The organism is Echinicola sediminis, assembly GCF_054777495.1.
In genome coordinates this window covers 34,939-57,056 of the sequence record NZ_BAAHAP010000006.1, presented here as the reverse complement: position 1 = coordinate 57,056, position 22,118 = coordinate 34,939, and the positions used below count along the sequence as shown (strand labels likewise).

The 22,118-nt window shown below is 46.2% G+C and carries 11 protein-coding genes; 1 reads left to right on the top strand and 10 read right to left on the bottom strand.

Going from position 1 to position 22,118, the window contains the following annotated elements:
• Nucleotides 1-192: 192 nt before the first annotated feature.
• From ACYVAA_RS02695 to ACYVAA_RS02650, 10 genes are all read right to left on the bottom strand, one after another.
• A complete protein-coding gene (locus tag ACYVAA_RS02695) occupies nucleotides 193-1,092 on the bottom strand; it encodes a glycoside hydrolase family 16 protein (protein WP_460538502.1) in 900 nt (299 codons plus the stop codon).
• A 208-nt stretch (nucleotides 1,093-1,300) separates the two neighbouring features.
• Nucleotides 1,301-2,116, bottom strand: a complete 816-nt coding sequence (locus ACYVAA_RS02690; protein ID WP_460538501.1) for a 3-keto-disaccharide hydrolase — start codon at nucleotides 2,114-2,116, stop codon at nucleotides 1,301-1,303.
• A gap of 117 nt (nucleotides 2,117-2,233) precedes the next feature.
• Nucleotides 2,234-3,907: a RagB/SusD family nutrient uptake outer membrane protein gene (locus ACYVAA_RS02685; RefSeq protein WP_460538500.1), complete on the bottom strand. Its 1,674-nt coding sequence runs from the start codon at nucleotides 3,905-3,907 to the stop codon at nucleotides 2,234-2,236.
• 24 nt (nucleotides 3,908-3,931) lie between these two features.
• Nucleotides 3,932-6,904, bottom strand: a complete 2,973-nt coding sequence (locus ACYVAA_RS02680; RefSeq protein WP_460538499.1) for a SusC/RagA family TonB-linked outer membrane protein — start codon at nucleotides 6,902-6,904, stop codon at nucleotides 3,932-3,934.
• 431 nt (nucleotides 6,905-7,335) lie between these two features.
• Nucleotides 7,336-8,511, bottom strand: coding sequence for a hypothetical protein (locus ACYVAA_RS02675; RefSeq protein WP_460538497.1), 1,176 nt, complete (start codon nucleotides 8,509-8,511; stop codon nucleotides 7,336-7,338).
• 121 nt (nucleotides 8,512-8,632) lie between these two features.
• Nucleotides 8,633-9,832, bottom strand: coding sequence for a DUF4998 domain-containing protein (locus ACYVAA_RS02670; protein WP_460538496.1), 1,200 nt, complete (start codon nucleotides 9,830-9,832; stop codon nucleotides 8,633-8,635).
• 26 nt (nucleotides 9,833-9,858) lie between these two features.
• A complete protein-coding gene (locus tag ACYVAA_RS02665; protein WP_460538495.1) occupies nucleotides 9,859-11,058 on the bottom strand; it encodes a DUF5000 domain-containing lipoprotein in 1,200 nt (399 codons plus the stop codon).
• 24 nt (nucleotides 11,059-11,082) lie between these two features.
• The gene (locus ACYVAA_RS02660) at nucleotides 11,083-12,987 is read right to left on the bottom strand and encodes a RagB/SusD family nutrient uptake outer membrane protein (protein WP_460538494.1); all 1,905 of its coding nucleotides are present in this window, start codon (nucleotides 12,985-12,987) and stop codon (nucleotides 11,083-11,085) included.
• Nucleotides 12,988-13,000: 13 nt separating this feature from the next.
• The gene (locus tag ACYVAA_RS02655) at nucleotides 13,001-16,162 is read right to left on the bottom strand and encodes a SusC/RagA family TonB-linked outer membrane protein (protein ID WP_460538493.1); all 3,162 of its coding nucleotides are present in this window, start codon (nucleotides 16,160-16,162) and stop codon (nucleotides 13,001-13,003) included.
• Nucleotides 16,163-16,791: 629 nt separating this feature from the next.
• A complete protein-coding gene (locus ACYVAA_RS02650; protein ID WP_460538492.1) occupies nucleotides 16,792-21,654 on the bottom strand; it encodes a LamG-like jellyroll fold domain-containing protein in 4,863 nt (1,620 codons plus the stop codon).
• Here ACYVAA_RS02650 and ACYVAA_RS02645 point away from each other — a divergent pair.
• On the top strand, nucleotides 21,641-21,868 hold the full coding sequence (locus ACYVAA_RS02645) for a hypothetical protein (RefSeq protein ID WP_460538491.1): 228 nt from the start codon (nucleotides 21,641-21,643) through the stop codon (nucleotides 21,866-21,868). The two genes, ACYVAA_RS02650 and ACYVAA_RS02645, sit on opposite strands and share 14 nt — an antisense overlap.
• Nucleotides 21,869-22,118: the final 250 nt, after the last annotated feature.

Here is a 22,118-nt window from a genome sequence, read left to right as displayed (position 1 = left end):
CTTACGTCTAATATCTAGTGTCTCAAGTCTATAGACTCAATACTCAATACTCAAGACTTCCTACACAACACCCTAGCCCCCTTATACTTCGACAGGCTCAGCAACCGGGGAACTTTGGCCTTTATCTTACTTCTAATATCTAGCGTCTCAAGTCTATAGACTCAATACTCAATACTCAAGGCTCAATACTCCCTACTCCCTACTAACCCTCTGATACACCCTCACATAATCCACCTGATATTCCCTTGGGAATTCCGTGTCCCTTGGGTCTCCACCGTTTGATCCCAAAGCAAGGTTGAGCAGGACATAATGTGGCTGGTGGAATGGATTGAATCCATCAGGGTTGGTGGTTTTGCTTAGGTCAATTTCATTGAGCAGCTCATCGTCCAGGTAGAGCTTGATATAATCTTCGGTCCAATCCATTTTCCAGACATGGAACTTATTGGGCCATTCAGGGTCTTTTTCCAGAAATTGCTCAAAAGGCACTTTCCTTTCATCCCACATTGCCTCATATTTCCCCCCTTCCTTTTTCCAGGCGGCATTGGCCAAGATGGTGGCCTCTCCGTTTACCCGGTAATATTCCATCATGTCCACTTCACCGTTGGCAGGCCATCCCTGGGAAACACCAAGTGTCCAAATGGCTGGCCACATGCCCAGAGCGGTATCGATCTTTGCTTTCACTTCTATGATACCAAATTGGAATTCCTTTTTGCCCCTTGTGTTGATGCTGGCTGAACTATAGTGGGCATATTCCTGATTTTTTCTCCAATCCCCGCTCCCTGCTTCATACCGCTTATTGGGGACCTCTTCTCTCCGGCCCTCTATGACCAAAAGCCCCTTCTCTAGCTTGGCATTGTCCTTCTGGTAATACTGCACTTCTTGGTTTCTTACAAAGCCCTCCTCATACGACCAATAGGATTCATCGGGTTTTCCCTTTCCATCAAACTCCTCTTCCCAAACCAGCTCATACCCTGGGTACATCTGTGCGCTTGTTTCTGCACCACCTTGAGCCATAGCTCCTGAGAGGCAACAGAAGAGGTTAATCATCAAGAGCATTCCCTTGAAAAGGATAATTTGGTATCTGGTTTCCATTTTCACTATCTATCTATGACTTTTAGTTTCCTTTTATATTGACTTCATAACTGGAGGATTATAAATCCTCTTTTGTTAGTTCCTGATTTCAAATCAGGAACAGCTGAATTTCTTTGCTCTTGGTTCTTTGCTCTTGGTTCTTTGCTCAAACCTTGCTACTTACATCTAGCTACTTGATACTTCTTTCTTTGTTCTTTTATCCTTCATCCTACTTTTGGGATGCGGACAAATCCTTAATTTTAATTTCTTTAAACATCACCCCTTGCCCCTCAGACTGCAGCCCTATATATCCTTCCTTTAGCATTTTGCCATCTACTTTGATGGCCGGATCAAAGCGATGGGCCACACCTCCGCCGATTTGCGGTTGGGTATATTGGAGCACCGTATCCCCATTGACCATATGGATGACCAGCGAGTCCTCGAATACGATCAGGTCGGCTTCCACCCACTCGTCCCATTTATAAGTTGCCGAAGTGGAATTAATGCAGTGCCTGGGATCCATATCTCCTTCAAAGTACACCTCTGTTCCCGGCGAACACATGTTTCCCGTCGGTCTGGGAACTCCTACTTCGGCCTCTGCCAACATTTGGTATTCCACGGAAATCGGCCAGTCCTGCTCTTTCAACTGACTTTCCGGCGACTGGGAGTGAAACATCACCCCGCTGTTCCGATAAGTATAACTGGGCGCATCTTCCAACCATTCATCCGTAAAGCGGTACTGCCATTTCAGGTGAAAGGAAGAAAAGGGCTTTTTATAAAACAGGTGCCCATAGCGCTCATCAAAGCCTTCATCATAACCGTCGTATTTCACCAAGATGGCCCCATCTTCCACCCTGAAGGTTTCGCGGTAATTCTCCCCGCTTTCATGGTGGTGGATTTTCGGAATCCATCCATCGAGGTTTTCACCGTTGAAAAGTGTTTGCCATTCATTTTCTAGTGGTTTCTCGATTTTCTCTTGTGAATTACTGCAGGAAGCACCCAACAAAACACTTATCAGTGACAGGCCTAAAATATTTTTCTTCATCTTTGACGTATTTTTTAGTAGGTCACTAAAATAGCTCAGTACTTCCTAAAACAAAAATTGGCCACCCAAAGATATTTCGGTACTATCCTTGGATAGCCAATTTTGCTCTTGGGCCTATTAATACCCGGTATTTTGACCTAAAACGGCATCTTTGTTCAGGTCGATCTCCGTTTGAGGAATAGGCATCAGGTTGTGCATTGCTGCCAATCCATTGGTGGTCTCCATGGCTCCTCCGGCCAATGGTGCGGTACCATTAAGTCTTTGGGCCCTTTCCACCAAAGTACCTGTTCTCACAAGTGTTTTTCTCCTATTTTCCTCGGCCAACAATTCTCTGGCCCTTTCGTCCAAAATAAGGTTCAGGTCCACCTCAGCTGCCGTCACCAAACTGGCCTGGGCCCTGTCCCTGAGCTCATTGATATCCTCTGCTGCTCCTGCCATATCGCCTTGTTTGAACCTTGCCTCAGCACGAAGAAGGAAAGTTTCCCCATAGCGCATAATGATATAATCCTTCCACATACCATAGCCGAAATTATCACGGATATCATACTGCCCCCACTTCAGGGTATAGGGTGCATATTTATAGAGGGTGTCTGCTTTAAATATTTTAACCGTGGAACCATCACCCAGGGTAAACTCCGCATCCACACCATAAGGCACTTCCCTACCCCGTATGGCATCATACTTTGCATCAGGGTGATTGAAATATAGCGTCCTTTTAATGCTGTATTTGGAGTTTCTCATATCATTGTCCTCATAGAGGTCGTAAATCACCCAGTTATTGAGGCGGATACGTCCCAAGCCACGGCCACCTGTAGAATCTGACGGGTGCATTCCAGGGATATCATGATAGGAAGCCACCCACACACGCCGGTTTTGTGGCCAGCCGGAACTGCCTCCGGTTACGTCGGCAGGGTTTTCAGCTTCCAGTACCCAAATCGCCTCCGTATTGCCCTGGCTTCTTCTTTGGTTCCCAAAAAGGAACATATCCGAGAATGCATCTCCACCTGAACTGGCATTTACTCCATACCTTTCAGTAACCAAGCTCAATTTTCCACTGTTGATAATGCCATCGCACTGGGCTTCTGCTTTCGCATTTTCCCCCAGTCTCAGATACACCTCAGCAAGAAGCTGTCTGGCCATGGCTTTATTGCCCCTGGCATCTCTGGATGCTTCTCCTATTTCAGGCAAATGATCTACAGCAAATAATAAATCCTGCTCAATGACTGCATCGATTTCTCCAGCAGGAGTACGCACAAAGTCTGTTTTGGGAGCATCCAATGGCGCTGTCAACAAGGGCACATCACCGTATAAGGTTACCAGCATATTATAGGAAAAAGCCCTGAAGAATTTGGCCTCTGCATTAAAGGCGTCCATCTCCTCCTGTGTCACCCCGGGGACCAAATCCCCACTGGTGCTTTGTATCAGGATATTGGCATTGTTGATCAACCTGTAATAAGCCTGCCAGACTTTACGTGAGGCATTATCCGTGGAGTTGAGAATGGCGTAGTCAAAATAGGGCCGGGCATCGCCGTTTGACCTTCCTGAGGGAGCCCAAACAATATCGGTTCCCAGTTGCCAGATTCCCTGTAGGGTCTGATCCTGATCGGTGGTCAACATCGTTCCAAACTGATAATGAAGACCTATTACTGCTGCTTCAAATCCCAGTTTATCTTTTAATACCGTAGGGGCATAACTGTCAAGTACTTCCTCGTCCAAGAATGACTCCTGGCAGGCATTCATCGTGGCCATCAAACAAAGACCACTTATGAACAATTTTATATTTCTTTTCATTGGTATCTATTTTTGAGTGATGAATTATAGGGTAAGGTTCAGACCGAAGGATACTGTTCTCACCAAAGGATAATTGTTTGTCCAATCTCCTGAACCTCTCGACGAATAATTGTTTTCAGGGTCCCAGCCGAACCAATCGGTGAAAGTGTGTAAGTTTCTACCCGCTGCATAGAGGGTCAGTCCCCCTATATTATACCGCTCAAGGAAAGTCTGCGGAACCACATAGCTTAACCTGACGTCCTTGATACGCACATAACTGTAATCCTCAGCAAACTGGAAACCTCTGTAATTCCTATAGGCAGATAGCGAAGGCCAATAATTGCTTGGATTTTCAGGAGTCCAGTACTGGAAATCAGCAGGGATATTTCTTCTTCCGGCTTCATCAGCATAAGTCAGGTCCCTGTTACTTTTCAATCCCCCTTGGGAGGTTTGGATAAAAATGCTGAGGTTCCAGTTTTTGTACCTGAACGTATTGGTCAAACCGCCAATCCACTTGGGGTCACTCTGGCCAATGATCACCCGGTCATCTGCTGTGATCTGCCCGTCTCCATTTTGATCTTTGTATTTAATATCCCCTGGCTTGGCCAATGGATCGGTGGAAGAAGCATCCTCTCCTTCCTGCCAAATACCCGTCTTTTCGTAATCATAAACCACCCGCAGTGGCTGGCCGATAAACCAACGGTTACCGATATCATCCCTTCCATCTCCGTACAGATCGAGGATCTCGTTCTTGTAAGTAGAGAAGTTCAGGGAAGTCTCCCAGGAGAAGTCAGTATTCTCGATGTTTACCGTGTTCAGCGTCAACTCAAAGCCTTTGTTTTGCATTTCACCAAGGTTTGCCCAAACATTGCTGTAGCCGGTAATGGTGGGAAGGTTTCTTCTTAAAAGGATGTCTTCCGTTTTAGTTTTATAAACCTCTACAGTACCTCGAATCCTGTTATTGACCAGACCGAAATCCAAAGCCAGGTTGGCCGAAGTAGTAGTCTCCCAATTGAGGTTGGCGTTACCTAGGGAATTGTACAATACCCCTACCAAAGCTGCTCCCCCAAAAGGTTGCAATACGGTATTGGCTGTCGAGGCGGTTTGGTTTACACCGATGGCCTGGTTGCCGGATTGACCATAGGAGAAACGAAGCTTTAATTCCCCGACAGAGGGATAAGCCTTCATGAACTCCTCATTATGTATATTCCATCCCAAGGCCATGGAAGGGAACAAAGCATATTTGTCGGTATTGGCCCCAAAAGCAGAGTATCCGTCCCTACGCGCAGTAACGGTCACCAAATACCGGCTGTCGTAGGAATAATTGATCCGCCCCATTTGAGAGAGCAAGGTATAGCTGTTTCCGGATGAGCCAGTGGACTGGGTAGTTCCCGCCTCCATACTATAGTAGGATAAGGCATCATTAATGAACCCTCTGGATTGGGCATTTGAATTGAAATAATTCACTTCTTGGGCACTGTACAATCCCGTAATGTCAAAATGGTGCTTTTCTATGTCCTTGGTGTAGGTAAGAATATTTTCCACCACCCAGTTAGACGTTTCTGTATTAGAAACATTGGCCGTCCCACTCTGATCATTGATTCCACGGCCGGTGTATTGTGCAAACCGGTTAAAATTAAACACGTAGGTGGCGTTCAAACGGTACGTCAAGCCCTCAATTATGCCCGGCGTGATCTCTGCATAGCCACTTCCTGAAAGCGTCTTGCGACGATCAATACGATCTACAGTAAGCCCCAGCAATGGATTTCTGAACAGCTGCTCTGGGCTCATCGGATAAATGATGTAATTTCCGTTTTCATCATAAGGCACAGAGTAGGGGCTCATCGCAGTGGCCTCCAAAAGGTTTACCCTTCCTCCATCGTAATTGTTGTCGGTAAAGAAGGATGAAGTTCCCACTTTTAGAAAATCCGTAATCTTGGCATCCACATTGGTTCTAAAGCTGGTTCTTTTGTACTCATAGCCTTTTACCACACCCTTTTGACTCAAGCGGCTTCCTGAAACGTAATATTGTACATTCGGAGTGCCCCCGGTTATGCTCAGGTTATTCTCAGAAATTCTTCCTGGCTGTGTGGCCAGATCCAACCAGTCACTGGTGATTCCTGCATCATAGTTTTCCACCTCGGCGGCATTGGGGAGTACGTTGGTTTTCGGCAGGTTATTGGCGGTCAAAAAGTCATCATACTTCTGCACATAGGCATCGGGACTCATGGGATCCAAGACATTGGCCATCCCTTCAAAACCCATATATCCACTGTAATTAATTCTAGGCTGTCCTTCGCTTTCTTTACCTCTCTTGGTGGTTACCAAAATTACTCCATTGGCACCCCTGGTACCATAAATGGCCACGGCTGATGCATCCTTCAGGATTTCAATGGATTCAATGTCATTGGCATTCAAATCATTGATGGACCCGAAGAAAGGCGAACCGTCCACCACAATAAAGGGGCTGGTGTTCGCATTAATGGAGTTGACTCCCCGGATCTGCAAATTACCGGTGCTGCCCGGGACAGAGGAGCCTTGGCTGACATTCAAACCGGCCGTCGTTCCCTGAATGGCTTGGGTAAGGTCTGTTACCGGCAAATTGCTCAAACGATCCTTTGGAACTGAAGCAACGGATCCGGTAATATCTGAACGCTTCTGGGTACCGTAGCCTACCACTACCACTTCATCCAGTTGGCTGACATCCTCGCTCAGCGTAATATCAAGATCCGAAGCGTTGCCTACGGTCACTTCTTTGTTTGAATAACCGATAAAGGAAACAATCAGGACTGCATTGTCCGTGGTGAGTGTAAGTTTATATACTCCGTCCAGATCCGTCGCGGTTCCATTGGAGGTTCCTTTTTCTAAAACTGTCGCCCCTGGTATGGGCTCATTGGTCGCGGCATCCCGCACGACTCCATTAATGGTCTTTCCATTGGTTTGTGCTAAGACCACATTGGAAAAAAGCAGGCACATCAGCAAAAATGCGCCCACCATGGTGAGTAATTTTTTTTCCATCTTATATGGGATTAATTGTTAATTGGAATTCGGACCTTATCGATAAAGGTTTTTTAGGGTTTCACAGGTTATTTGGACACCTTGATTTGCTCTATTTTCTCTTTACTATTAGGGCCTCTTACGTAGCCTTTACGTTTCTGAAATCTGCATCAAAACCGATAAAAACAAAAGCAATAACCCCTTTTAACCGTACTTTTAACAGTTAAAAACACCCTGTAAACCTCAGAAATAAAGCTTGATACAAAAAAACAGAGCTCAAAATGCTCCCTGGCAAAACGAGTTTCCTCCTCCCTATAAAAAATAAAAACCTTCGGGACAAAACCCCGAAGGTTTAACATATAAACCCCAATTATTTGATTAACCAAGACTTTTGTGAGACTATCCGTTAGCTGAGAATCAGCACCGGTAATCCATAGGTTGTCTCCCTCTTTTTAATTGCTTGGAAGACCATCTATTTTCATTCCCTGCACGATGAGGGCATGCCAGGTATAAAGTTTGGCCTCACCGGAATCTTCATGGGCTCCATTAATGCCGTATGGCCAAAAATGAGCGCCATCTCCTTTGAGTTTTGCCTCTTCATCACCGTTCAATAGCTGTAAAATTTTATTGGTGCGGTTTCCTGAAAATATTCCGTTTTGGATTAACTGCCCCCACTTCCAATGTGTCCCTACACCTACCACATGGGCAATCTCATGCATGGCAGTCCCTGCTCTTTGATAACCGGTGTTGGCGCCTACACGGATCGTTCCATTTATATTTCCATCCGCCGTCGGGACTCCGGGATTATAGTAAACATTGAGGTGTTTCTCAATGGTAGTGAAACGATTATAATACTCCACCGCTTCATCAAATGCCGATTCAATGCGGTTGTAATGAGCCTTTACTTCATCCGATGGGTCCAACTCTTTGTGCAAAGTATACGTTATTTGGCCCCGCGGCTTTGTTTTCACTTCAAGCGTCTGCCCATAACTTATTCCTTTTTCACTTTTAGCATAGGCCCTTATGAAATAGTTTTTTTCTGGCATCAACCCTTTTATCTCCACCAGGTAATCTCCCAAACCTTCACCGGCATGCACTACTTTATCTTCAATAGTAGGGGAAACCTTTTCACTCCAGCAAACTCCTTTTTCACTGACGGGAAGTCCTCCGTCATTTTCTAAAGATGCCCTCAAATAAAGTTGATCAGCCCCCACAACAAAATCATTGCCCGTCACCACCACTGGCTTGTTCGCGCTTTCTGTTTGAAACCCAATTGGCGCACCATATCCCACACCAACATCATTGACAGCATAGGCACGGGAGGTGTAATGCACCCCGTCTTTCAACCCATTAAGTGCTGCGGTAAACTCCCCACTCCCTCGAACAGACTGGGCTTCCGTTATCTGGTTTTCTATGGAAGGAAGTCCCTCTCCCTCCACATAACATATCCCCCTTTTCTTTACAGAAACCCCTCCATCAGCCTCCACCTTGCTGTTGATGATCGCACTGGTTTGGGTTAACTGAATGATTTCCTGATCACCTACTGTAGGTTTCTTGTACTCTTTCTGGGAGCTTGGCTCCTCGGGCATGGGGGTCATGTCTGACTCTGAACATCCTAAAAGCAGCATCCATAAAAAACATGTTTTAATTAACGTGATCTTCCAAAGTTTCATAAGTAAAAATGATATAAAAAAACAACCTTCCCCAATCCCGATAAGATCGGGCGGGGAAGGTCATTAAACCCCAAATCTAATGCTGAGTAAAATCAAATGCGCGGATATTGCAATACCTTCCAGGCCATCCATCAGCCTGGGTAGTGAGGTATCCCACCGAAATTTGGACAGGCCCTTCTTCGATTTCAAAGTCTACTCTTAACTCTCCCAAGGATTTACCATTCACGATATGGGCATAACCTATGGCTGTATCCAGGTTGGCCACATCCGGAAGTTCACTCCCCCTGGTCACTACCAAATATGCGTTGTCGTTTTCCGTCAAATTGGTATCCCTAAGGTCTTTGATCCTAAAGGTGAAGCTCCCAGCGGGTACATCAAATGTCTGATAGATTTTCCCATTGTTTACTGCAGGTGCCCCCCAACCGGATTCCAGGTTGAAGATATTGCTGTTCCATTGGTCCCAGCCGCCATAACCATTATGGATTTTTGCATTGTCATTGGTAGTCCAGCCGGCTAAATTTCCCCATCGGCCACTTCTGCTTTCAGCTTCAAATGGCACTTGCATGTTTCTCATATAGGTAATTTTAGGCACTTTCGAACTGTAATCCGTACTGAAGGTATCCATACTGTAAGCCTCCGGACGGTAAAAGGTCCTCATTTTATACACTTCACCCACGGGAAAATCCTCCAATAGCAGCTCCTCGGTATCCAAGTCAACTTTGATGCTGTGCTCATTCCCCTCAGAATCAGTATACACCACTTCAGAATAAAGGGCTCCCGATGCCTCATCGATTTCACCAAAAGCCAATTTGGTGTTGGCATCCCAAACGGTCAGATTGGAAGAAGCAATAGGACGGTGGTTCAGCGCTTGCTGGTACCGTGCCCCATAAGTGGATCCTGTGGCATAAACAGGAACCGATTCATTGCCTTCATTATCAATGGTCACTACTTCAAAAGTATAGTTGTTTTCCTCCAAGCCTTCTACAATGTACTTCAACGTGTCTACCCCGGAAGTCCTTTCGACCGGAACGGTAATGGATTCGGCTCCCGCATTCCATGTAATCCTTGCCTGCTCGATTTTGGGATCAGCTTTGAACAAGCCCCAAACCATGGCCCGGTTATCCCCGCCAATGACTGTCAGAGAGTCAATTTTCCCGCTATAGGTTCTTTCACCATCAGGGATAAAATCTTTGTATGCATCCATTTCCGTACATGACCACCATGCCATGGACATCAATGAAATCCCTACCATATATTTATTGATGTATTTTTTCATTTTTTGCGATTTTTTGATGGAACAAATCACCTAGGATCACCATATACTTGGATTTCTCCTATGGCCATATAAGAACTGCCGCCCCAATTTTTCGTGGATCGGATTCTCAGGTACCGTACTTTGGGTGCTTCAATATCAAACTCCCAGTTATGGCCCTCCACGGCCACTCTATAATCCTCGTCACTTTGCTGCCCAAAGGGTAATCCCGATGGTTTGGTGGCATTGTAAGTCCCCAGCTTCACCCAGTTGTCATAACTTCCGTCTGCCGGTGGATCATTGGATCCCCAAACTTCAAATTCTTTCAGGTTGCCCAAATAGTAGTAGGTCCGTCCGTTAAAATATTCCGGATAATCCCAGATCACAATACGGCTCATCTTTGCTTCCTTTCCGGTATCAACCGTAATGGTATGAGGTCCAGAAACCACGGACTGCGTCATATAAATGGCCGGCCAGTTCATGATTTCCCCATCCCACATTCCTGCCATGGAGGTAGACGGATGATGGGGCGCATCTCCCGGTAAGCTCATTCCCCTATAGTTGGACTTGGGAAGGGCCGTCTCAAAAAGCGGAGAGATCTCCGAAAACACCGTATCGGTATAATTCAGCCATCGGTCCCTCACAGTAAAAGCAAATTCATGCTTTAGCGTATCCATCCCTCTTAATGCATACTCTATGGTATCCGTAGAAGTATAAATACTGTTAGGATCAGCTACCCATTCCCCGTATTCGTTTTGCTCCATAATCAAAATGGCCACATCCTCTCTTGCGGGATTTAGGGCATCCACCTGAATACCTCCAAAAGCAGCCTTGACCTCTAAGGTTTCATACACATCCCAAACAGGCGCCTTTTGGGGCTTTACCAAGACCGTGACCGGCGCTGATTCCTGTTCTGCCCTGTTGACCGCATAGAGCTTCACCTCATGCTCCAACGTATCGGCAAATCCTTCGACCATTAGGGAGTTGTTGAAATAAGATGACTTGACCTCTGCCTCTCTCCCATTGGTTCGGCTATAAACCGCCTTCACATAAAGCAAATCACCATCGCTGGGAAGAGAGTAACTTATCCGGGCCTTGCCCGGAAGGTTTTCTACAGTGGTCTCAAACACCGGGGCAGGGGCACCATCCGAAGAGGAATAGGGAGTATGGTCATCCTCCACCTCACAGGCCACGATCCCTGCCAATAAGGAAAGGCCAATGATGTATATATGTTTATTGAATAATTTCATTTTTTATCAGTTTTGGGTTTTACATTACCATCCTACATTCTGTACCAGGTTCGGGTTTTGGATCAAGGTACCTTCGTTTATCGGCCAGAAATAATCCCTTGGAGAAACAAAGCGCTGGGAATAGACCGTATTGACCTGATAATAGGTATTGGCTGTTTCCCCTTTCATGTTCCAGCCTTGTATCGGTTGGTTAAGTAAGGCGTTGGCTTTTTTCCACCTTTTCAGGTCCCATAAGCGGTGTCCCTCAAAGGCCAGTTCGATCAAGCGTTCCTGATGGATGATTTCGCGCAAGCCATCTTTGGAGGAGAACTTGTCAGGTTGGCTGGAGTAAGTCTGCCAGGACTCCTGCACGCCTTCCAGGCCTGCTCTTTCCCTGACCCTGTCCAGGTATTCATAAACCGTGGAGGAAGGCCCCTCTGCTTCATTTAAGGCCTCTCCATACATCAGGTAAAGATCTGCCAGGCGGATTTCCGGCCAGTCATAAGTCCTGTAGGTAGCGCCAGAACTGGACATGGCCTGGTTCCAATCCACCAGTTTTTTGATAAAATACCCGGTCACATTGGTATGGAAAGCGTGATTGCTTCCCGCATAATCCACAAACTTCGACCTTACGGTATAGGTCCCTTCATCGGAGTTGGTCGGGCTGTCGTACTTGTACCATTTGCCGCCATCAAAACTCAGGGAAGCGTAAAAACGCGGCTCCCGGTCAAAGTTGATGCGGGCAGTTTCAAAACCTTCCTGTATGTAAAACCTCTCTTCACTGGAGGCTGTCCTCAACGCGTCAATATCCTCAAAATCAAGGGTCTTGTCCTCCTCAATGGGCACCCCGTTTTTGGAATAAAACTGTTCTGCTATCTTAAGGGGTGCAGAAAGAATCTTACGGGCATTGTTATGATTATGACTGGTCGCCAAAGGAGCCATGGCGTTTCTTTGTAAATCTGTATTTGCCGCACCATTAGAGTTGCCCCAAATATGCTCAGGATTCCACCTTTCACAGACCGCCTGACGGATACTCAATTCAGTGCGGGTGGTATCAGTAATGTCCAGCCCGACTTCATTGAATTCATACAGGCGATGTCCCGCAGCCTCTGCCAGTGCGATGGCCTCCTCTGCAGCATCAGCGGCCAACTTCCACTTATTTTCATCATAAGTCAGGTTAAACAGTTGCTCTCCGTCCTTATTTTTCAAAGAGGCCATATCCTGATTACCATTGAAAAGGGGACTGGCAGCCATTAGCAGCAATTTGGCTTTTAAAGCCTTCGCCACGGGCTGGGTGACACGGCCCATTTCCGTAATTCTGTCAGCAATGGATTCGGGAAGCTTTTCCGCAGACCGGTCCAGTAGTTCTGCAAGGTAAGCGACTACCTCATCCACCGGTCTCCTTTTGACGTTCACCTCTTCTTCGGGTGCATCGATGGGTAAATTCACATCAATGATGGGAATCGGCCCGTACATTCTCAGCAAGTAAAAATGATAATAGGCTTTCAAAAATTCCGCCTCACCAATCCACCTTCTTCTTTCGATCTCCCCTAAATCAGGAACCGCCCCTCTTTCCAGTTGGTCGATGAAGATATTACAATGTCGGATCCCCACATAAATCCCTCCATTCCATACATCCACATAGGGATTGGACCTCCTTTGATTGCCCCGGGCAATTTCAAAGGGATCACTGCCTATACTCGTCTGGTAAGGGATCCACATTTCATCACCTGCCAAAAAGCCGATATTCCCGTTGGTCTGCCCATTGTCCGGCATAAAAGAATAGCAGGTAAAGAGGTACTTCTCTGCTTCGTTTCTCAGTTTAAAAGCATGCTCTATGGTGGCTACATTGTCCGGCACCACATCCACAAAACTCTCACAGGCAGTGCCCCCCAACAGTCCCATCAGACCAAGGGCTCCCACTGCTATTTTATATTGAAATCTGTTCATGATTGTTGCTTGTTTAGAAATCTACCACTACACCAAGGTTATACACCGACTGCACGGGATAGCCCAGGCCATTTCCTCCCATCTCTGGATCCCACATATCGAATTTGCTCCATACGCCCAGATTGGAGCCATTGGCATACACCCGCATGTGTTCCAATTTGAACTTGCTCAGGATTTGTTGGGGAAGGGTATAGCCTACTTCCACATTCTTCAATCTCAAGAAGGCCCCGTTGCGCATCCACCAGGTAGAAGACTGGTTGTTGTTTTCCACGAAATAGTCACTCAATCTTGGCCAAAAAGCATACAGGTCCCTGTTTTCCTCTGACCAATGGCTTTCGGCAATGACATCAAGCAACCCGTTTTGTGCCCCTCCATTGATGACAAATGGAGAAATATTTTGGGAGTTGATAAAGAGGGAGGTTCTGGCCGCTCCTTGGAAGAATGCAGAAATGTCCCAGTTTTTGAAGCCAAAAGTACCACCAAAACCATAGATGATCTCCGGCGTGGTCGGATGGCCGATCGGCACCCTATCCAAAGAAGAAATGACCCCGTCATCGTTCATATCATGGTATTTGATATCACCCCCGCGGTATTCACCAAACTGTGAGGGAGAATTGGCAACTTCCTGATCGTCTACAAAAAGTCGCTCGGCGATATAGCCATAAGGCTGGCCGATTCTATCGCCTACCCTGGACAGGTAGGATAGCTCTTCAGGATAGGTATTTTCATCCACTTTCAGTATCTCACTGGTCGCATAGGTAAAGTTCCCCCGTAGATTCACCCAGGTGCTTTGCCCCAGTGAGGTATTATAAGTCAGGGTCAGGTCCACCCCTTTGCTCATGGCTTCTCCGGTATTGGCCGAAGGCGTCGCCATCAAGCCCATAGTGGCACCGATATAAGAGCGGGTCTGGAGAATATTATAGCGGTTCTGCTGGAAAGCATCCAAGGTGATGTCCAAGGCATTCATCACGGTCATATCAAAACCCAAGTTGATCTGACGGGACCTTTCCCAGGTGATGTTTCTATTGGGGTACCTGGAAATGGAAACCCCAGAACGTCCATAGCCGAACTCCTCGCCGAAAACCGCCCCGTAGCCTCCATTGTTAAGGTTTACTTCTGAAAGATAGAAGAACCTGTCTTCGTCCCTACCGATGGCATCATTACCGATCCAGCCTAGGGTACCTCTCAATTTCAAGTGATCAATAAAGCCTTTGAGTGGCTCAAAGAAACTTTCGTTGGAAATGCGGTAGGCCAGGCCTAGTGAAGGGAAGAAACCAAAACGGTAGTTGGGCGCAAACCTTTCAGAACCATTATAGCCAAAATTGAATTCCGCCAAATAGCGGTCATCGTAACCATAAGTAAACCTACCGGATACACCGGTATTTCTAAAAGGAAGCGATTCCTGCACGGTAAACTTGCTGCCGTCCTCGTAACTGTTAAAAATGGCAATCAACATCCCCGAAACGGCGTGCTTTTCATTAAATGTGCGGTTATAATTCAAAGCCGATTCCATATAGCTTCTCAGGGTAACAATTCTCTCCCCTGGGTCAAAACTCAAATATTCAGAACCGGTCGGACCTACGGAGCTTGGACCACCGTCATTCAAAACCGTAAGATCTATTCCTCCGGTAACCGGATTTAATCGGCTGCTATAATAAAATGGAGAATAGGATCTGGAGACATCAAATCTCGCATAACGCTTTAAATACCCCATGGTACGGAAGCTCAGTCCTTCCGTGATCATTTTCAGATCCTGCTGTATCTGCATTTGTGGCTGGATCATGGATGTTTTATAAGTCTGATATCCCCGGACCATTTCTGCATAAGGATTGGTCAAAAGGGTAGTACTTCCTCTTCCTGTGATGGCCCCTCCAAAAAGAGGATGCTCCACATAAGGAAGTAATTCTGATGGATACACTGCGGGGAACATGACAGGATTGGACCAGATGGCACGGTTAAAGGTACCTGCCCCACCACCAATTGGTCCGTTATAATCATCAAACTGCCCGTACATTTTCACATTAAGCTCTGTGGTGGGCGTTAAAGTGACATCCACATTGGTCCTGAGGGAATAGTTTCTCAGCTTGATGTTACTGTTAAAGTTGTTGATAGGATCTACCTTCAGCACCCCATTATCCACATTATAGGTACCGGCTATATAAAACCGTGCTTTTTCCCCTCCCCCGCTGGCACTCAGGTTATACCCTTGGTTCAGGGTATAGTCCTTGATCAACTGGTCAATCCAGTTATTGCTGGGATAGAGCAAGGGATCGCTACCTGCTTCTGTATTGATGATTTTGGTCTGGGAATAAGGCAATACTGAATTAGGATCCCGGGTCAGTGCCGCTTCATTGGCCAGATTCATATAGGTAATATTGTCCGCAAACTGGAAATTCCTTGTGTTGGTGGAAATCCTGTTTTCTGCCCTAAAGTGGAACTTGGTTTCTCCCCTGACACCTGTTTTGGTATTGATCAAAACCACGCCATTGGCACCCCTGGCCCCGTAAACGGCGGCTGCGGTAGCATCTTTTAGTACAGAAAATGACTCAATATCATCCGGCTGGAGACGGGCCATGTCCGTGGTAGTGGATTCGATACCATCGATCAAAATCAGCGGATTCACTTTTCCCGAGCCAAAGGATCCCAAGCCCCTGATAAAGAACTGCGAATTGTCCAGACCAGGCTCACCGCTTCTTTGGAAGGCAATCATCCCGGAAACCCTACCGGCCAGCATGGTGGTCAGGTTACTGGTCGGCCCCTTCAGCTCCTTGGGATTGACAGCCGTAATGGAACTTACCAAACTGGCTTTCTTTTGCATCCCGTAGCCTACGACCACGGCTTCATCCAAAGACTGTAAATCCTCTGTCATAGTCAAATTGATCTCAGGTCTCCCCTCCACGGGAACTTCTATTTTCTCGAACCCGATAAAGCTGAACACCAGCGTTCCGTTACTGGGCGCCATCACTTCATACTTGCCGTCAATATCCGTAACCGTTCCGCGGTCGGTACCTTTTACAATGACATTGGCGCCAATAATCGTTTCTCCTGTGGGATCCTTGATGGTCCCGGTCACTTTGATGTTGTTGGTCTGGGCAAAGGTCTGCTGGATACCGAAGGCACCCATGCATAAACAAAACACCAGACACCACAACCGAAGCTGTACACGTGTTTTCATAGTTATTGATTAAGGTTATTGTTTGAATGAATCGGGCAGAAACTGTAAACTTTTTCTGCCTTAAAAAATGGGGCTATAAGTAGCCAACTCAGCATACTGGGCAATAACATAGGCATGGTAATTTTGGGTTAACTCTTGTGTTATTTTCGAAAAAGGAGAAGGAAACATCCATTTTTCAATTCTCCATTTTGACCAAACAAATCACCGACTCCTGCGATGAATTGATTGCTTTCGAATGGATGAATATGAAAATTTGAAACAAAAAATATAAGTTTAACAGCCTTTTAACGGTAATCTTAACGGTTAAACAACCGCCTCTATCGCTATTAAAAGGCTTTTTGACACTTATTTAATTCTTTTAATTCCTCATCCATCAAAACCAATAAATAAAAGCCCCATCAAAATCTGGCTCCCTCTCCACCGGTTGGTGTCCCCACAGACTGATCTGATCTAAAGTATAATTGGTGAGGTAGGAAACCTACCAAGGGTTAGGTCAAGGATAAAGCAATGCTACTTGGCAAGACACCAACCCAGCACCAGCCAGGGTTAAACATTTCCCTGTTATTATCAGGAATAAAAAAGGCCGTTCCATCATCTGGAACGGCCTTGACCTGAATGAAGCTCAACAATTACCTCTTCAACAGCCTTTCGGTCGAAACGGTATCTCCATTGATTATTTTCACGATATATAATCCATTATTCAAATGTTGAATATCTATGGTTTGGTCGTGATTTCCCAGCTGTTCGGTAAGGACAAGATGGTTTTTACTATCATAAATACGGACCTCCGCATTGGGATTTAGCTTCCCTTTGGTCTCTATCACCAGGTAGCTATTTGATGGATTTGGATAGAACCTACTGCTTTGGCTTCCCTGCCTTGCTTCTTCTGTACCGCAACTCCCCAAAACCGCACCGTTTTTCAAGAGTGCCGGTACTGCGTTCTCGCTTATACACAAGGTTTTTCCTTTGTAACATACCGACACCTTATTGTCTTTATTACCACAAATGACATTGACTGCATCTATATAAACTTCAGTCCTTGCAGCGCAGTTCTTATCATCAGTAACCGTGACGGTGTATACTCCTGCCTCAGTTACGGTAATGGTTTCTTCAGTCTCTCCTGTATTCCACAAATAGGAATACTCCCCTGAACCTCCCATCCCTTCCACTTGTAAAGTCAGGATTTCTGCTGGAGTATATCCAGGATAGATAGTATTGGGCTTCACGGCCGACTCCGGCTCAATCGCATACACCTCCTTCACCGAAGCACTTAATGGCTGATTTACAAGGACAGTAGAAGATACGACATTTTCATTTCCGCTAATATCTGTTACCGTCCAAGTGATAACCGACTCTCCAGGATTGAAATGGTCGCCCACATCCAACCCGCTTCCTTCCCTAGAGGTACTGCCGCTGATCGAATAGGTGATCTCTCCCACCTGGCAATTTTCACGTATGATTAATTCGGTGATCTCATACGCACCCGCTTCATGATAACAGAAAACCTGCTCTTGGGGAATATTCAATGTAGGCTTCAGCGTATCAAGAACCGCTATCATCGCCGTATCAAAACCGGTATAGCCGCCTTCATCGGTTCCTGTAAGGGTCACTTTGGTAGCTTCACCTACATTCGAACAATCGAAGGATGTCTTATCCAAAGACAAGCGGAGGACTCCCCTAAAGCTTTGCGATCCTTCTCCAATCTGCTCTGGCGTAATTTGCGCCTTTCCTTCCTCATCGAGATAAAGGCTCAGGTCCATGGCCCGTACACTCGGCGGCAACTGCATCGCATCACCTCTGACCTCATCAGCTGACAATGCCCTATTGAATATCTTGAATTCATCGACTCTCCCTTTCATCAAAGGATCTGGCCACTGGGATTTCCCGATCCAGTTTTGCGTGGTCGTTCCCAGGTCAGTTGGATTCATGGTCATGTTTTCGTTACGCCCTGCCTCTACTCCATCAATATAAAGAATGCCCACGGTGTCCTTCTGTGTTATGGTAAAGTGGTGCCATTCTCCCAAAGCAAGTTCCGTTGTGCTATTGATTTGTTGTTCGCTGCCCCCGTTTTTAATGGCATACCTTACCGTATTTCCGCCACTTTTTGGCGTCAGGAACATGTAACTACCGGTGCCGGAACCAAAATCAAAAATCCGGTTCCAGGTAGGGTTTTCTTCCAGCCTTACCCACACGGAAATGGTAAATTCGTCCATACTCTCCATCACCCCCTCTACCAAAGTTAGATGGGAATCTCCATTTCCGCCCAAGTAGCCCGAACTTCCGGCTTTTCCTTCAGCCCAAGAAGCGCTCCCGGAAAGTGTACCGTCCAAGCCTGACCAGCTATCCTTGGCTATCCTCTCTTTTCCTTCATCCAATTTGAGGTAAACAACTTTGTCCGATTGATTGGTACTTACCCGATTGGAGGGCTCTGATTCCCCAAAGCCATTTACTGCTACAACTCTATAGTAAGCAATCCCTTCCAGATCGTAAGTATCGGCAAATTCCGTAGTTGTTAACCCTTCGGCGACGGTTTCATAGGGACCTTCCCAACTCAAGGATCTTTCCACTTTATAGCTTCCGGCAAAAGGAGCTGCTTCCCAACTCAAAAAAGCTTCACTTTCATTCAGTTCCAAAGGCAGGTTTTTAGGAGCAGGAGGAGCTCCGGCTCTTTGGATTTTCACCGTCCGGGAATAAATGGACTCGGTATCCTTATAGCTGGTGGCCTTTATCCGGTAATCCGCGGAATGATACCCCAGACTATCGGTATACGCTACCGAGCGTGATCCATATTCATAATCTTCTTCAGCATAAAGGGTATCTATTGGGGTATAGGCGCTCTCATTGTCCAGTTTCCTTTCAATGATGTAATTTTTACCCGTTTCCCCATTATGATCATACCAACTGAGCGTCACGTAATGAAAATCCTCTGACTCCGAGAACCTGCAAAAAGGAGGGGCTATTTTCCATTCATGGATATATTCATGCTTCTTTTTGAAGCCCACTTCTGACTTAAATGCCTCAAATGCATGCCCAGCGGGCGTAAGCTTACCTTGAAGTTCCAGGGTACGGGCATCATTTACCCATTGATATAAAAAATGGTGTTCGAAAATGTCCATGGTTTCGAAATGGCTCATCACTTCCATCAGTTTTGCCCTTTGCCTTTCTGCATTGGCAGCTGTAAGTGGCAAAGCAACGGTTACTTCATTACCATTTTCATCCAAAATGGGATCTCCGTTGACGTTTAGACGGACCCCGCTATCATCGGGCCATTTGTTCGCATCTGCACCATTGGTCCAGTTGGCGCCATTGTTCCATTCGGTCATCCATACGGGTCTTTTTGGGGTTTGTCCCTGGCCCATCCCGGCGTTTGACGTGGCATTGATATTCCAATCCCACCAACCGGTAGCCTGATCCTGATAGGCATGGGCAGCAATGAAGTCCACCCGCATATTCGTGCTGTCACATATCTGTATGAATTCCCTGAGCCAACCATGGGGCATGGATGCAGGAGCCGGGGAGCCTATCCTCAAACCTGATTCAAACAAATTTGGCCATTGCCTGATCGCTTCTTCAACAGCAATATTGGCTTGATCAGTACGCTCCGGTTCGTTAAATCCAAGCACATGGGCGGTATTGGTTCTTGAATTGATCTTGCTGTAGCTGTCCCAAGAGGCATTGTGACGCATGGGAATGTATTCTGAATCGACGGAGGATTGCCCACCGGCACCCCAATCATAAATAATATCCGCATTCACGAGTGAATTATTGGGACCGATACTGCCCGCAGTACCTTTTTTGGAGGTCCATCGCCATTTAAAAGCCCTTATAAAAGAAATAAAGCTGTCACCACTTCCCTCAGTGGTAATAAACCCTTCCGGCATCTCTGCCACTTCCAAATCCCCCTCACTGGCGATATACATCCTGCTGTGCCCCGTTCCATCCGGATTGTTGGCAAAGGTGGCCGCGAATCCTTTCTTCAGTTGGAAGGATTTGATGCTATTGTCCCAAGCCCCCAGATCATTATGGTAAGTTTCAATTTCAAGCGCTTTGGACTCTCCCCCAAAATTTGGCTCACTATAAACGATCAAGGCACTTTCATTGGCTACTTTCATCCCATTGGGAATGATAACGCAACCGGTACCGTATATCTCCACCCGATCTATGCTCTGATCAAATAAGCGTCCATTAATGGTCACAAAAGCAGAAAGCGCTGATAAAAATTCAGAGGGGCGAAATTCCGAAAAATACAACCAGGAATCATTGGATTGCAAATCAATGGTACTATTGACCAATGGCTGCTGGCCACTCAGGTGAAGTTCAGATATACCGCTGACGGAAGTATGGCTATTGATAAGCTTGGTGGCCGAATAGGTTTCATCCGTAAGATCTCTGGATACCGTTGCTGCATTTTCATCGGGTTCAGGAGCAAATGCCCCTCCTGCATCCAAACTTACAGAGGCAAGATCGATCGCTACCGCTCCATCTTTGTAATTTTTGCCAATTAGGATACGTGAACTGGTATCCAGTTTTTTTATCTCCGGCCTGCTCATTATCCAGATGCCCCCACCGCTATTCTGAAACATCAGGTAGTAGGTTCCGGCCTCTTCAGTGGTAAAAGATAGGGAGCCATCAAAAAGCTGCTGTTTCTGATTGGTCGCGCCCCAAAAGCTATTGGTACTAATAAGGTTCTCCCCTGTCGTTTCTTTGCTAACACTGACATGTAGTGCATTTGGAGAACCATTGTTCCAATATCCCTGCAAGTAACTGAAATTATAGGCCGTATTGGCTTCTAGCTCCACCGGATAATAATAGGAGGAACCATTTGTCACCCCGCTTTCCCAGCGCAAAAGTATCAAGGGGTCAGTATGGGGAGCGCCATTATAACTGGCTCCATTCAACGGATCCGTGATCCTGACGCCCCAGCCTCCATTGGTGGAATTCCAGGGCACATTCCCCGTTCCATTATTCCCCCAGCCAATTTCATTGGGTCTGACGATTTCCCCATTACCCAACATACCGGGAATAAGATTTCCCCCAATGGTAGAGACGGAGGTGTTCTCCACTCCATCTACGATATCATAAATGGCAGAAGAAGGCTTGGTGCTGATATAATAGCCGTTTTGATAAATGTGCACCTGGTTTCCATCCACCGCAAAACGAATGGTCTGTTCGTTGGTAGAGGAAAAATACAACATCTCCGGATCGGCAAGTGGTGATGTCCAGCTGATTTTTTCTGTATTCACAGAAGTTCTTAATCCACTCAGGTCTCCCCTACGCGCCTCAATGTCCAGTCCCCGGCCTTCTGCCGAGCTTACCCGGGCCTTCACTTCCAGGGTGAAATTTTCCGGCAGATCTGTCGGAAGCATGATCGTATCCACCTCCGTTGCATTTGTAAAGGACTTTCCTTCATAAAGCTGAAGGGGTAACGTTTCTTTTACTGTCAAATCAGGTTCTTGGGCCTGAGCATGGGCTGCAAGCATGAAAAATGCCATGCATAGTAAAAATGCTCTCATCATTGTTATTGAAATTAAAGGGTTAGAAAATAATAGTTACCTGCTCACTGCCAGCAGGCAAAAGGAGCCAGAGTGCTTAGCCTTTGGCGAAATAAAAGATCTGTGTGATCCGCCATCAAAAACTGGCGGAGTAAAAAAAGGGGCTTTAAAAGGAAAGTTTATTTCCTGGATTTTAAGAGATAACATGGGATAAGTGTTTTGGGTTAATTGTTCATTGCCCGAAATCAGGTTGGATCCTGCCATTTCAAACCTCCCCTCCTTTACCAAACAAACTGTCGTATTTCTGTCTGATATTGTTGATTCCGAATGTTTGAATATGGATATTTGAAACAAAAAATGTAAGTTTAACACTAGTTTAACGGTAATCTTAACCGTTAAAGGATAGGCCTGAGAGTTTTAAAAAGTCTATTTAACACTTACAGTTACGGATATTAGTTTGCCCC

Excerpts from the sequence above, each read along its gene's own strand:
- ACYVAA_RS02675 (WP_460538497.1), bottom strand. The coding sequence starts at position 8,511 with ATGCTGCTTTTAGGATGTTCAGAGTCAGACATGACCCCCATGCCCGAG.
- ACYVAA_RS02690 (WP_460538501.1), bottom strand. The coding sequence starts at position 2,116 with ATGAAGAAAAATATTTTAGGCCTGTCACTGATAAGTGTTTTGTTGGGT.
- ACYVAA_RS02660 (WP_460538494.1), bottom strand. The coding sequence starts at position 12,987 with ATGAACAGATTTCAATATAAAATAGCAGTGGGAGCCCTTGGTCTGATG.
- ACYVAA_RS02665 (WP_460538495.1), bottom strand. The coding sequence starts at position 11,058 with ATGAAATTATTCAATAAACATATATACATCATTGGCCTTTCCTTATTG.
- ACYVAA_RS02695 (WP_460538502.1), bottom strand. The coding sequence starts at position 1,092 with ATGGAAACCAGATACCAAATTATCCTTTTCAAGGGAATGCTCTTGATG.
- ACYVAA_RS02680 (WP_460538499.1), bottom strand. The coding sequence starts at position 6,904 with ATGGAAAAAAAATTACTCACCATGGTGGGCGCATTTTTGCTGATGTGC.
- ACYVAA_RS02655 (WP_460538493.1), bottom strand. The coding sequence starts at position 16,162 with ATGAAAACACGTGTACAGCTTCGGTTGTGGTGTCTGGTGTTTTGTTTA.
- ACYVAA_RS02670 (WP_460538496.1), bottom strand. The coding sequence starts at position 9,832 with ATGAAAAAATACATCAATAAATATATGGTAGGGATTTCATTGATGTCC.
- ACYVAA_RS02685 (WP_460538500.1), bottom strand. The coding sequence starts at position 3,907 with ATGAAAAGAAATATAAAATTGTTCATAAGTGGTCTTTGTTTGATGGCC.
- ACYVAA_RS02645 (WP_460538491.1), top strand. The coding sequence starts at position 21,641 with ATGAAAAATGCCATGCATAGTAAAAATGCTCTCATCATTGTTATTGAA.
- ACYVAA_RS02650 (WP_460538492.1), bottom strand. The coding sequence starts at position 21,654 with ATGGCATTTTTCATGCTTGCAGCCCATGCTCAGGCCCAAGAACCTGAT.